Below are 13,116 nucleotides of genomic sequence, written 5' to 3'. Positions count from 1 at the left end.
ATATCAGGAATAACCCGTTGTGCTAGTAGTTCCATGCATGCCTGATCCTATTTATTGGTCTGTTGTTTTCCCTATTGAACATCTGCAGCATGGCAACTGCGGCCAGTTTGCTTGAGACCCTTGTCAGGAAGCCCTTGAAGCTCTTTGCCAGGTTGATCTTGATGGAGAACTGGGAGCATAACTGTGAAAACCTTGTCTCTATAAACTTACGGTTCTTTCTCCTCTCGGGCGAGAATGCGCTTTTGACCAGCTGGTTTTTCCTGGGTGGGGTGAGAAGTTCTATACCGTAGCTTGTGAACAGATCTGCCTGGAGCTCCCTGGATATATAGCCTCGATCGCCGATGATCTGCCTCTCCTCGCTACCGTCGTACTGCCTTTCCTTCAGGAACTTTATGTCGTGTACGTTTGCTGGGGTCACTGCCATGTCATGGAAGATGCCCTGCGTACTCATGAGCAGGTGGAGCTTGTATCCAATGTAGTAGAGGCGGTCAACCGCCGAGTAGCCCTTTCTCGGAGCCGTGCCCAGATCTTCCATACAGATCTTCATGCGGTGCTCCCTGGCGTTGTGCACGATGGGACAGGGCATCGAGTCCACCAGAAGGGCAGATCTGCCATCATCCATACGGTCGCCCAAGAGTCCCGCGGACTCCTTGAAGCGTGGCTCGAGCGAGCGCCTGCGCCGGTTGAACCTGGTGCGGTCGACCAGCATGGGAAAGTCCTCGCGAAAGTGCTTCTTTATCTCGGCAAACAATAGGTTCTCGCTGGGGATCGAGGCCGCCTCTCCGGTAATGGCGAGTGCCATGACCTCCAGGTCATTCATTTTCGTGTTGACCGGTCGCTTGATGAAGTTTCCGTCCACCGTGACGGTTTGGTAGAGATCAATGAGGTAGGAAAGGTGTTTTTTGTACATTGCAGGTAGATCGTGCATGGTATCAGAATTACAGATTAGGCACCATTAATATACTGAATATCAACAAAATGCACGGTCTTTTTTTAATCTGTTTTTTAATTTTAACTAGCACAACGGGTCAGGAATAGTATCTTGCCAAATTCCCAAATGAAAAGTTTTAATACGTACTCATGAAGCGCAATCCATTTGACGAAAAAAAGCGTCAATATTTTTTAATCAAATTGCAGTATTTGGGTTTCCGCTTTCATGGCTGGCAAAAGCAGCCTGGTGGGATTCCTACTGTAGAGCGCATGGTGCTGCGCACGTTACGCTTTGTATTTGACCATTCAAACTTTAAAGTTCTTGCCGCGGGTCGTACAGATGCTAAGGTTTCTGTAAACGAGACCTGGATAGAATTGTTCCTTGAGCAGGAGGAACCTCTGGATACCGAGTTGTTTCTTGAAAATTTCAATTTAAATCTACCCAGCGATATCAGAGCTTTGGAAATTGTGGAAACAGATGCAGATTTCAACATTATTCAAGCTAGTAAACACAAGGAATACATTTACCTCTTTTCACATGGTAAAAAATTTCATCCCTTCTGTGCTTCCATGATGGTCTATATAAAGGAGGTTCTTGATATTGAACTCATGAAAACAGCTGCAAAAAAGTTTGAAGGTAATCATGATTTCTGGTCCTATGTATATAAACCCAGCTCGACGACAGAGACCACGGTTCATATCGAGAAGTCGGAAATTGTGGTGAACGATCTTTTCACCGCAAATTTTTTTCCAGAAACCAGCTTTTTATATCGTGTAAAAGCGTCTGGGTTTAAGAGGCACCAAGTGAGACTTATGATGGGGATGCTATTTGACATAGGCTTAGGAAAAGTCTCACTGAAGGAACTTGAGCACACGCTCGATGGTAGTAACCGCATCCATCTGGCACATATCGCACCCGCCAGCGGATTGATGCTTTACAAATCTGAGTTTCTGTAAAATTTTCTACGCTTTCGCGAAAGCGAAACAATTCAAAATCCTTAGTTCATATAATAGTTGTTCAATTGCTGACTATATTTAACCACAAATAAAAATTCACGAGATGAAAAACATATTAGTATTAGGGATTTTTTTAATGAGTCTGATCGGGAGCGCACAGGAATTTGCGCCTTTGGACAAAAGCCCTATGGATGCGGCTTATTACCCAGCTAATGCCGCCAAAAGAAAATTTGCAAAAACTGCTGTGCAACGTAAAAGTCTTGAGCCTAAGATTCGGGTACTTTATAGTAGGCCTAGTTTGAGCGGGAGAGAACTTTTGCGCGATAGTGATAACCGAGAAGACGGTGTTTTAAAAATAGGTGAGCCGTGGAGGCTGGGAGCAAATGAGAGTACAGAGTTGTTGCTTATGGACTCTGCAATGATAGACGGGCAAAAGTTGCCTGCAGGAAGATATACCATGATTGTCGTTCCTTATGAAAATGAGTGGGAAATCCGTATCAATAAAGAAAATGATGGCTGGGGAAATTATTCCTATGAATCAGACTTTGATGTAGTCGCAGCAAAGATTCCCGTTAGAAAAGTAAAAGATTTTGTTGATGAGTTAAGTATTTCTTTATACAACCCTGATGAGAAGAAAGCGATTCACATGCTTATAGGTTGGGGTTATTATCGCGCAGAATTACCTATAATGATGTAGTGTAGTTTTTTTACATTTAAGAACTTAAATGTAATTGATGTTTTATACGTAATGATTAAACCTATAAAGTTGGTATTTTAGCCCGATTTGATATAATTTTCAATGGAATATACACTCGAGGCGCGAGGCATTACAAAAACTTATGGCGATTACACTGCGATTAGTGACGTGACGCTTAAAGTTCCCAAGGGAAGTATTTTCGGACTCTTGGGACCTAATGGCGCTGGTAAAACCAGTCTGATCAGAATCATCAATCAGATTACCATGCCCGATGAAGGTCAAGTCCTGCTCAATGGAGAGCCTCTTCATCCCAAACATATTGCCGATATAGGGTACATGCCTGAGGAGAGAGGCCTTTACAAAACTATGAAAGTAGGTGAGCAGTGCATTTATCTTGCCCAGCTCAAAGGTCTATCTAAGCGCGAGGCAAAAGCACGATTGCAATACTGGTTTGACCGACTGGGGATTGAAGGCTGGTGGAACAAAAAGTTGCAAGAGCTTTCTAAAGGTATGGCGCAGAAAATCCAGTTCATCGTAACGGTGTTACATGAGCCATCATTATTGATTTTTGATGAACCATTTTCAGGTTTTGATCCAGTTAATGCAGATTTAATAAAAGATGAGATTATCAACCTGAGGGATCAGGGAGCAACCATCATATTCTCAACGCACCGCATGGAAAGTGTTGAGGAAATGTGTGACCATATCGCATTGATCAACAAGTCACACCTTGTTCTTGAAGGAAAGTTGAATGAGGTTAAACAAAGATTCAGATCCAGATCTTATGCTGTTTCACTCATTACAAATGATGCTCAATCTACATTTGAAAAAGTCCCAACGGATTTGCAACCTCAATCTACCCAGCTCAAAGGACTAGATTCTACTCTCGATTTTACGATACAGTTACCTGAGGAAGTGACGCTTCCGTCAGTTTTAAATGTGTTGACCTCACTAGGAGAACTGGTTCATTTTAGTGAAATTATTCCGAGCGTAAACGATATTTTCATTCAAACGGTACGCAATCATGGATAAACTTTGGCTTATACTTAAAAGAGAGTATCTCAATAAAGTACGTAATCGCACGTTTGTGATCATGACATTTGTAAGTCCGTTGATTTTTGTGGGCGTTGTTTTATTGATAAGTTGGTTGACCAGTATTAATTCTGATGAAATGCGTAAGGTGGCCATTTTAGATTCTACGGGTCAAGATTATGCGGCTCTCTTTGAAGATACAGAACGTACAGACTACATACTTCTAGAAGATATGTCTCAGGACATGGCTGTTACTGCCAGCAGCGAGGCAGATTATTATGGTCTTTTATTGCTCAACGGCAATCAGCAGGGATTGGATCAAGCTATTTTTTATTCAGATGACTCGCCATCGTCAGGATTTATAGAAGCAATTGAAAACAAAATCAATAAAAAAGCTACTGAAGGTAATTACCTCTCAAAAGGTCTTGATCTCACTGCCATTGCAAATGCTCAGGTGGATAACGATATAAAACTTCAAAAATTCAGTGGAGAACAAACCAGCAAACAAGCAGGCTGGATAAAGATAGCGACTGGTGGAGCTGCTGGATACCTCTTAATGATGTTTATCATTATCTACGGCAATATGTTGATGCGATCTGTAATTGAAGAAAAAACCAATCGAATCATAGAAGTCATTGTAAGCAGTGTAAAGCCTAAGTACTTGATGCTGGGAAAAATTACGGGTACATCCCTTGCTGGAATTACTCAGTTTGCTATTTGGGTAGTCCTGGGTGGGATTTTAGTAACTGTAGGTTCTATGATCTTAGGAGTAGACGCATTTACGACTCCCGCAAATGCAGATGTTATCGCAACAACACAAGATGCTTCTAAAATTGAATTGATACTTAACGACGTAGCTCAGTTGCCATTACTTAAATTGATCATTTGTTTTTTTATCTATTTCATAGGGGGGTATTTTCTCTATGCGTCTATTTATGCAGCTATCGGTGCTGCAGTTGATAGCGAGACAGATACACAACAGTTTATGTTGCCAGTCATTTTACCGTTGATGCTTGCTATTTACGTAGGATTCTTTTCAGTTATGGATAGTCCACATGGAACGGTTGCGGTGGTTTTCTCATACATTCCACTGACGTCTCCCATAGTAATGTTGATGCGCATACCCTTTGGAGAAATTGCCATATGGGAGATTTTGTTAAGTATGACTATACTTTATGGATCTATATTTTTAATGATATTTATATCTGCAAAAATCTATCGCATAGGTATCTTGATGTACGGCAAAAAAACAAACTGGAAAGAGCTCTACAAGTGGCTTAAGTATTAAGAGAGGAATGGATATCAACTGGCAAGAGATTAAGGATTTTTTGAACTACCCAATCATAGGTCAAAAAGGTGAAGAGGGTTTTCATCTTGATACTTGGATGGTAATCCTTGCGGTCATAGGTATCGTATTAACTTCTATATTTCTAAATTTTGTAAAACGCTTTTTCACGAGAAAAATGGACATTGCTGACAAACGCAAATTTGACAGCATTTTTAAGTTCTTCAACTATGTCGTTTACATCATTGTCATCGTAATCGTACTGAGTACTAACGGTGTCAATCTTACGGCGCTCTTCACGGCATCGGCTGTGCTCTTTGTGGGTCTTGGTTTTGCATTGCAGGATCTGTTCAAGGATATTATTGCAGGCGTAACCATTCTTATTGATAAGTCAGTGCTTGTTAATGACGTTATCGAGATGAACGGTAAAGTAGGCCGTGTTTTTGAGATCAAGCTGCGCAGTACAAGAATCATTACCCGCGACGATAAGATTCTTGTAATTCCTAACCATCTATTTCTTACAGAAACCGTTTATAATTATACACAAAACCACCCTAAAACTAGAGAAGTGGTTGAAGTAGGCGTCGCTTATGGAAGTGACACAAAACTGGTCGAGAGAGTGCTTTTAGATTGTGCAAACAAGTCTAAAGCTATCTTAAATAGTCCTGAACCATTTGTGATGTTCAATAACTTTGGGGATAGCTCTCTAGATTTTGGAGTCTATTTTTTCGTTGAGGACAGTTTCACTGATCCACGTATTAAAAGTGATCTACGATTTGCGATAGACCGGGCATTTAGGGAGAATAACATCACAATACCATTCCCACAAAGGGATGTTCATTTTTATGACACACGCAATTGATTTTCTGAGCTCAAAAGACTTCTTGATATGAAAAGTGTTCTTGCAGCTTTATTTTTAGTTCTCGCTTTCGCGAAAGCGGACGCACAAGGAACAGATCTCTTCAGAGCTGAATATACGTATTTCCCGCAGAGAAAATCTGATAACAGCTTCAGAAGGTTCAGAACATTTGCAAATATTCCTCTCAAAGTAGGGGAAGGGACTTATTTCGTGCCGTTTATCGAGTATCGGAATGTTCACATGGTGATACGTGACACAGAACGTTTCCAAGAATTCTCAACCGATAGGTACGAAAGCTACGAGATAGCTCTAGGTTATACACAACCGCTGAAGAATAACTGGCGTTTTGGTTCCCGAGCTGGGGTTTTGATAGCTTCTGACTTTGACGAGGCAAAGCCGGTTAAAGATGATTACTTTGTATCAGCATCAGCATATTTTATTAAGAATGAGAAGAAACGAGATGATGGAGGGAAGCCCTGGCAACTCGTGGTAGGTGTACAGTACAGCACTACCGTAGGAAGACCCTTTCCATTGCCATATTTGAATTACTATAGAGAATTTAAGAAAGACTGGAGTTTTACCTTAGGTGCGCCCAAAATGAATCTTAGATACAGATTTGACGATAAAAATAGCGTTCAGTTATATGCAAGACTTGACGGTTTTTATGCAAATATTCAGAACGATGTAGATACAAATGGAGGGATAGGGGATAACATATCCATGACTACAGCGATGGCAGGACCAGGTTATCAATACAATTTTACCAAGCACATATCAGTCTATGTCTATGCTGGTTACACGTTTTTAAATGAGATAAGATTGCGTAACACAGATGGGGATGATGTGAAAATTATTAACGAAACCAATACGTTTTATTCTCGAGCTGGTATAAAATTTAAAATTTAATGGCAGAAATACTCATAATAGAAGATGAAAGTGCAATACGCAGGGTTCTGGTTAAAATTCTAGCCGAAGAAAGTAAAAACTATAACGTTTCTGAAGCTGAGGACGGCCTCAGCGGTATAGAAATGATTAAAGAAAAAGACTACGATCTGGTACTCTGTGATATCAAAATGCCTAAAATGGACGGCGTGGAGGTGCTTGAAGCAATTAAAAAAATCAAGCCTGATACACCCGTTGTGATGATTTCTGGACATGGTGATCTTGAGACTGCCGTTAATACCATGAGGCTCGGAGCATTTGATTATATCTCTAAACCGCCAGACTTGAATCGCCTGTTGAACACAGTGCGGAATGCTCTTGATAGGAAAACTTTAGTGACAGAGAACACCAGGCTCAAGAAGAAAGTCAGTAAAAATTATGAGATGGTAGGTGAGTCTGAGCTCATTACCATTATTAAGAATATTATTGAAAAAGTCGCACCTACAGATGCTCGGGTACTCATTACCGGTGGTAATGGTACAGGTAAAGAACTTGTAGCACACTGGCTGCATGAAAAAAGCAATAGGAGCAAGGCACCGTTTATTGAGGTAAACTGTGCAGCAATACCAGGTGAACTTATTGAAAGTGAGCTTTTTGGTCATGTTAAAGGTAGTTTCACAGGAGCAAATAAAGATCGTGCAGGTAAATTTGAAGCCGCAAATGGTGGTACGATCTTCTTGGATGAGATAGGAGACATGAGTCTCAAAGCGCAGGCTAAGGTTCTGAGAGCTCTTCAAGAAAATAAAATTCAGCGCGTAGGTAGCGACAAGGACATTAAGGTTGATGTGCGTATTCTCGCTGCGACTAATAAGGATCTAAAGAAAGAAATAGAGGACAAAAAGTTTCGTGAGGACTTATACCATCGCCTAGCTGTCATTTTGATAAATGTACCCTCTCTCAATGATCGCAGAGATGATATACCATTATTGGTAGAACATTTCGCTAAAAAGATAGCGCAAGAACAAGGCAATGGTGCAAAAAAATTCACTTCAGATTCTCTAAAACTCTTGAAAGAGTATGACTGGACGGGTAATATTAGAGAACTGCGTAATGTAGTAGAAAGGTTGATTATTTTAGGGGGAGATGAAATCTCAAAAAAAGATGTGACCCTTTTTGCTAGTAAGCAATAGTCTATGGATACTAAGAAATACCTTGCATCTGCAAATGTTGATTTATCACAAATCCCAACGCGTGACAGCATTACCCTTTCAAAATCTGAAGCAAAAGCTGAACTAGATCAAGTGCGTCGAGATCTCGCAAAATTTCAAGAAAAACTTTTTGCGAATGATACATACTCGGTACTCGCTTGTTTCCAAGGAATGGACACTGCAGGTAAGGATAGTTTGGTTCGCGAGGTGTTCAAGGATTTTAATGTGCGTGGTGTAGAACAGCACAGTTTCAAGGTTCCTACAGAATTAGAGCGCAGTCATGGATATTTGTGGAGGCACTACGTGAAACTACCTCAAAAAGGAACCTTCGGTATTTTTAATCGTACCCATTACGAGAATGTTTTGGTGACAAGAGTTCATCCAGAATATTTGATGGCTGAAAAGCTCCCAGGCATTAATAATGTTGATGATGTCGATCAAAACTTTTGGGACATGCGTTTTGATCAAATCAATAATTTTGAGACGGAACTTGTTCAGAACGGTACAATTGTCTTTAAGTTTTTTCTCCATTTAAGCAAGGGCGAGCAAAAGAATCGTCTGTTACGTCGTTTGCGCAAACCTGAAAAAAATTGGAAATTCTCACCAGGAGATCTTGCGGAAAGAAAGCTGTGGGATAAATATCAGTACTGTTATCAAGAAGCAATAAAACATACTCATAACTCAGAAGCGCCCTGGTACATCATCCCAGCAGATGATAAGCCTATGGCAAGACTTATAGTCGCTAGGATTTTATTGGAAGAACTAAATAAATATAAGGATATCGATTTTCCAGAACTTTCAGAGCTTGAACAAAATAACCTTCAGCTTTACAAAGACCAGCTCAATTCTGAATAATTGATCTTTTTTTCCTGAAAATCCCACTAATTTCGTCGGCTTAAGTTGCTAGATGAGACTTTCAGATTATACAAGAGAATTACCCACAAACGTAAAATTAGCCTACCCGATAGTCTTGGGTCAGATTGCTCATTTAATTGTAGCACTTGCTGATAACATTATGGTGGGAAAGTTGGGTGCAGCTCAGCTCGCTGCAGTTTCACTGGGCAATACCCTTGTTTTTGTAGCTATGTCCATCGGTATAGGATTTTCCTTTGCCATAACACCACTAGTTGCAGAAACTCATTCAAATGGGACTCTAGATAAAACCCGATCTTACTTGGATAACGGCTTTTTGCTTTGCGTAGTTCTAGGTATGATACTTTCTGGATTGCTCTTTTTGGCAGAACCTATCCTACACCATATGGATCAACCGCCAGAAGTTGTAAAACTGGCAATACCCTATATGCGATGGGTGGCTCTTTCATTGATACCTTTAATGCTTTTTCAAGGTCTCAAGCAATTTTCAGACGGTCTTTCCATCACCACTATTCCTATGTATGCGGCAATTGGTGCAAATGCGGTTAACGTATTACTCAATTACTTTTTAATATACGGTAAATGGGGTTTTCCAAGGCTTGAGGTAGAAGGGGCCGCTATTGGCACACTTGCATCAAGAGTTTTGATGTTTCTGTTTATTTATCTTACGCTTTCGCGAAAGCGAGAACTCAAAAAATTCTTCGATAAGTCGATCAAGTTCTCAAAACGATCGGTACTTAAGTTGTTGAATATCGGTTTCCCCACCGCCATGCAAATGTTCTTTGAAGTGTCATTGTTTACTGCGGCGATAATTCTCTCAGGTAAATTAGGAACAGAGTATCAAGCGGCAAATCAGATAGCATTGAACTTGTCTGCAATAACATTCATGTTTGGAGTAGGGTTAAGTGTGGTGGCAACCATTAGAGTCTCAAATCAAGTAGGATTGAAGAATTATATCGATCTCAAGCGCATCGCTCGTTCTATATTCTTGATGACGCTGGTACTGGAGATCTTGTTCGCAACACTTTTTGTTTTGCTGAACGATCTATTGCCACTCTTATATATTAAAGAAGTTAGCGTTATTCAACTTGCGGCGTCTGCTCTGTTGATTGCGGCCCTGTTTCAAATTTCAGATGGATTTCAAGTTGTAATACTAGGTGCGCTAAGAGGTCTACAAGATGTTTGGGTGCCTAGTATGATTTGTATGGTGTCTTATGGACTTCTCGGTTTGCCGGTATCTTACTATTTAGGTTTGAAAACTGATCTGGCTTTATCAGGAATATGGATTGGACTGTGCGCGGGACTAACCGCTTCAAGCGTGATGATGTACTTACGTTATAGATACCTGCTCAGCAATAAGCTAAACTGATCCCATAAAATGATTTCTTGGATGTTATCATTAATACTTCTGAGGTAAATTGACATGGTGAAGTGATTCTTCAAAGCCTCATCTGTTTTAATCTTTGAGTCTAGCTCCCCTATAAATATACGCTTTGCAAAGCGATAGTCCATCAAAGTATAGTAAAGTCAAGTAGCTTCAATTTCACGCCTGGTCTTTAGACCGAGTAAACTTTGTATAAGGCTTTGATGAATATGAAACCCCAATTCAGGTTCTAGATATCGCAACCTTGAGATTGATTCAAGTCTACTAAGCTGGCTTATGGGTTCCGCGCCTAATGGCAGATATTCTATCGAGCCCTGATTTTTGGTCCATCAAGGCTGTAGAAGCTTTTGGAGGGTTGTTTTGAAGTAATGGGGGTTGGAGTCAAAAAAAGTTCGCTTTTTTTTGTGGTCTAAGCATTTGGTTTTTAGAGGGGTGGCTAAAGAAGTCAAAAAAACCTATAATTATTTTGCAAAAAGTTTTGGTTGGAAAGAAATAGTGTCTGTATATTTGCACCCGCTTAGCGAAACAACGATATGTTTTACGAGGCAGAAGTTCACTGGAAGGCTGGAATATCACAAGGGAAAACAAATTGAATTTTGTCCTTTTTGATTCTGGTTTTACAAGTTCCGGTAGAGGTTCATTGAGATATTGGTTGACAGCACAGTTCTGAGGATTCCCGTCCTAGATATATAGGCAGGGAAATCTTCAAGGTAAGAACAGCAATAATAAAGAAAGTATATAGAATAGACACGATATGTCGATCGGGTTGTCGTCATTTGAGGAGGTAGTGGGATCCTGTACAACAGATCTCATTGTTAAAACAAAAGAGACATCACGATGAAGAGTTTGATCCTGGCTCAGGATGAACGCTAGCGGCAGGCCTAACACATGCAAGTCGAGGGGCAGCATTTCCAGCTTGCTGGAAGATGGCGACCGGCGCACGGGTGCGTAACGCGTATACAATCTGCCTCATACTGAGGGATAGCCCGAAGAAATTTGGATTAACACCTCATGGTATCAAGAAGCGGCATCGCTATTTGATTAAAGGTTACGGTATGAGATGAGTATGCGTCCCATTAGCTTGTTGGTGAGGTAACGGCTCACCAAGGCTACGATGGGTAGGGGTCCTGAGAGGGAGATCCCCCACACTGGTACTGAGACACGGACCAGACTCCTACGGGAGGCAGCAGTGAGGAATATTGGACAATGGGGGCAACCCTGATCCAGCCATGCCGCGTGCAGGAAGACGGCCCTATGGGTTGTAAACTGCTTTTGTACGGGAAGAAGCCTCTCCACGCGTGGGGAGTTGACGGTACCGTAAGAATAAGCACCGGCTAACTCCGTGCCAGCAGCCGCGGTAATACGGAGGGTGCAAGCGTTATCCGGAATCATTGGGTTTAAAGGGTCCGTAGGCGGGCGTCTAAGTCAGTGGTGAAATGCAGGGGCTCAACTCCGGCACTGCCATTGATACTGGACGTCTTGAATTATTGTGAAGTGGCCGGAATATGTAGTGTAGCGGTGAAATGCTTAGATATTACATAGAACACCGATTGCGAAGGCAGGCCACTAACAATATATTGACGCTGATGGACGAAAGCGTGGGTAGCGAACAGGATTAGATACCCTGGTAGTCCACGCCGTAAACGATGGTTACTAGCTGTCCGGCCCGATTGAGGGCTGGGTGGCCAAGCGAAAGTGATAAGTAACCCACCTGGGGAGTACGTTCGCAAGAATGAAACTCAAAGGAATTGACGGGGGCCCGCACAAGCGGTGGAGCATGTGGTTTAATTCGATGATACGCGAGGAACCTTACCAGGGCTTAAATGCAGCATGACAGGTTTGGAAACAGACTTTTCTTCGGACATGTTGCAAGGTGCTGCATGGTTGTCGTCAGCTCGTGCCGTGAGGTGTCAGGTTAAGTCCTATAACGAGCGCAACCCCTATCGTCAGTTGCCAGCGGGTCATGCCGGGGACTCTGGCGAGACTGCCGGTGCAAACCGTGAGGAAGGTGGGGATGACGTCAAATCATCACGGCCCTTACGTCCTGGGCCACACACGTGCTACAATGGTGGGGACAGAGAGCAGCCACTCCGCGAGGAGGAGCGAATCTTCAAACCCCATCACAGTTCGGATCGCAGTCTGCAACTCGACTGCGTGAAGCTGGAATCGCTAGTAATCGCATATCAGCCATGATGCGGTGAATACGTTCCCGGGCCTTGTACACACCGCCCGTCAAGCCATGGAAGCTGGGGGTACCTGAAGTCGGTGACCGCAAGGAGCTGCCTAGGGTAAAACCGGTAACTGGGGCTAAGTCGTAACAAGGTAGCCGTACCGGAAGGTGCGGCTGGAACACCTCCTTTCTGGAGTTCCTGAAATAACGGAACCAAGTAGAGAGGGATTCCATTGCCTTTTCCGCGACGCCCGATCGGCGTGTTTATTTTAAAAGCTTTCGATTAAGGAGGCGCTGTCAATTAAGATCTTGGGTCCGCCACGGGTGGTCCACATAGAGTCTCGTAGCTCAGCTGGTTAGAGCGCTACACTGATAATGTAGAGGTCGGCAGTTCGAGTCTGCCCGAGACTACTGTTTTACGCTTTCGCGAAAGCCTAAATCGCATAATGTTCATTTATAGAATAAAGGAAATTTTAGAAGTTGGGTAGGTTAAGGGTAGGGTATACTCATAACTCATAACTAATAACTCATAACTAAAAAATGGGGAATTAGCTCAGCTGGCTAGAGCGCCTGCCTTGCACGCAGGAGGTCATCGGTTCGACTCCGATATTCTCCACTATGTCCGACGAAGCCTTGTGCGTAGTTGGATCGTTTCAATTCTAGATTCATAAACATGAATTCTTAATTGAAAAAAAGTTCTTTGACATACTGAAAAGATCAAAACGAGCGTTTCGGATACGTTTACGTATCCGGGACAATAAGAAACAATTTGTAGAGATACAAGAAGGGCGTCATATATGATATCGTTGTCATGTATGACCCGGACATTACAAGCAAAA

Annotated in this window: 10 protein-coding genes, 2 tRNA genes and 2 rRNA genes (1 of these 14 only partly in view); 13 read left to right on the top strand and 1 reads right to left on the bottom strand. The window is 42.1% G+C overall.

Going from position 1 to position 13,116, the window contains the following annotated elements; translation table 11 throughout:
* Positions 1-22: 22 nt before the first annotated feature.
* Entirely contained in the window at positions 23-928 is a 906-nt protein-coding gene (locus tag BST97_RS07850; protein ID WP_085765317.1) for an IS982 family transposase, read from the bottom strand.
* Positions 929-1,080: 152 nt separating this feature from the next.
* Here BST97_RS07850 and BST97_RS07845 point away from each other — a divergent pair, with 152 nt between their 5' ends.
* The 13 genes from BST97_RS07845 to BST97_RS07780 all read left to right on the top strand — a co-directional run.
* Entirely contained in the window at positions 1,081-1,887 is an 807-nt protein-coding gene (locus BST97_RS07845; RefSeq protein WP_085766718.1) for a tRNA pseudouridine synthase A, read from the top strand.
* Between the two features lie 103 nt (positions 1,888-1,990).
* On the top strand, positions 1,991-2,584 hold the full coding sequence (locus tag BST97_RS07840; RefSeq protein ID WP_085766717.1) for a DUF2911 domain-containing protein: 594 nt from the start codon (positions 1,991-1,993) through the stop codon (positions 2,582-2,584).
* 102 nt (positions 2,585-2,686) lie between these two features.
* Positions 2,687-3,616 (top strand): ABC transporter ATP-binding protein, encoded by a 930-nt coding sequence (locus BST97_RS07835; protein WP_085766716.1) that lies wholly within the window; start codon positions 2,687-2,689, stop codon positions 3,614-3,616.
* The gene (locus tag BST97_RS07830) at positions 3,609-4,904 is read left to right on the top strand and encodes an ABC transporter permease (protein ID WP_085766715.1); all 1,296 of its coding nucleotides are present in this window, start codon (positions 3,609-3,611) and stop codon (positions 4,902-4,904) included. Before BST97_RS07835 ends, BST97_RS07830 begins: the two co-directional genes overlap by 8 nt.
* A 7-nt stretch (positions 4,905-4,911) precedes the next feature.
* Entirely contained in the window at positions 4,912-5,763 is an 852-nt protein-coding gene (locus BST97_RS07825) for a mechanosensitive ion channel family protein (RefSeq protein WP_085766714.1), read from the top strand.
* 27 nt (positions 5,764-5,790) lie between these two features.
* Positions 5,791-6,666, top strand: coding sequence for a DUF6268 family outer membrane beta-barrel protein (locus BST97_RS07820; protein ID WP_085766713.1), 876 nt, complete (start codon positions 5,791-5,793; stop codon positions 6,664-6,666).
* On the top strand, positions 6,666-7,832 hold the full coding sequence (locus BST97_RS07815; RefSeq protein WP_085766712.1) for a sigma-54-dependent transcriptional regulator: 1,167 nt from the start codon (positions 6,666-6,668) through the stop codon (positions 7,830-7,832). The genes BST97_RS07820 and BST97_RS07815 overlap by 1 nt, the downstream gene beginning before the upstream one ends.
* Before the next feature lie 3 nt (positions 7,833-7,835).
* A complete protein-coding gene (locus BST97_RS07810) occupies positions 7,836-8,705 on the top strand; it encodes a PPK2 family polyphosphate kinase (protein WP_085766711.1) in 870 nt (289 codons plus the stop codon).
* A gap of 52 nt (positions 8,706-8,757) precedes the next feature.
* Positions 8,758-10,092 carry an MATE family efflux transporter gene (locus BST97_RS07805; RefSeq protein ID WP_085766710.1) on the top strand — a complete coding sequence of 445 codons (1,335 nt, stop codon included), beginning with the start codon at positions 8,758-8,760 and terminating at the stop codon, positions 10,090-10,092.
* 849 nt (positions 10,093-10,941) lie between these two features.
* Positions 10,942-12,467 (top strand): 16S ribosomal RNA (locus tag BST97_RS07795).
* A gap of 147 nt (positions 12,468-12,614) precedes the next feature.
* Positions 12,615-12,688, top strand: a tRNA-Ile gene (locus BST97_RS07790).
* 131 nt (positions 12,689-12,819) lie between these two features.
* Positions 12,820-12,893, top strand: a tRNA-Ala gene (locus BST97_RS07785).
* A gap of 211 nt (positions 12,894-13,104) precedes the next feature.
* A 23S ribosomal RNA gene (locus tag BST97_RS07780) occupies positions 13,105-13,116 on the top strand (it continues 2,818 nt past the right edge of the window).
* Together the 16S and 23S rRNA genes with 2 tRNA genes alongside form the textbook arrangement of a ribosomal RNA operon.

The organism is Nonlabens spongiae (assembly GCF_002117125.1).
GTDB lineage: Bacteria > Bacteroidota > Bacteroidia > Flavobacteriales > Flavobacteriaceae > Nonlabens > Nonlabens spongiae.
The sequence above is the reverse complement of the archived record's forward strand: the minus strand, read 5'-3'. Positions and strand labels throughout refer to the sequence as shown.

Bases quoted from the DNA above. Each gene is read 5' to 3' on its own strand.
- BST97_RS07850 (WP_085765317.1), bottom strand. From the start codon at position 928: ATGCACGATCTACCTGCAATGTACAAAAAACACCTTTCCTACCTCATT.
- BST97_RS07845 (WP_085766718.1), top strand. From the start codon at position 1,081: ATGAAGCGCAATCCATTTGACGAAAAAAAGCGTCAATATTTTTTAATC.
- BST97_RS07840 (WP_085766717.1), top strand. From the start codon at position 1,991: ATGAAAAACATATTAGTATTAGGGATTTTTTTAATGAGTCTGATCGGG.
- BST97_RS07835 (WP_085766716.1), top strand. From the start codon at position 2,687: ATGGAATATACACTCGAGGCGCGAGGCATTACAAAAACTTATGGCGAT.
- BST97_RS07830 (WP_085766715.1), top strand. From the start codon at position 3,609: ATGGATAAACTTTGGCTTATACTTAAAAGAGAGTATCTCAATAAAGTA.
- BST97_RS07825 (WP_085766714.1), top strand. From the start codon at position 4,912: ATGGATATCAACTGGCAAGAGATTAAGGATTTTTTGAACTACCCAATC.
- BST97_RS07820 (WP_085766713.1), top strand. From the start codon at position 5,791: ATGAAAAGTGTTCTTGCAGCTTTATTTTTAGTTCTCGCTTTCGCGAAA.
- BST97_RS07815 (WP_085766712.1), top strand. From the start codon at position 6,666: ATGGCAGAAATACTCATAATAGAAGATGAAAGTGCAATACGCAGGGTT.
- BST97_RS07810 (WP_085766711.1), top strand. From the start codon at position 7,836: ATGGATACTAAGAAATACCTTGCATCTGCAAATGTTGATTTATCACAA.
- BST97_RS07805 (WP_085766710.1), top strand. From the start codon at position 8,758: ATGAGACTTTCAGATTATACAAGAGAATTACCCACAAACGTAAAATTA.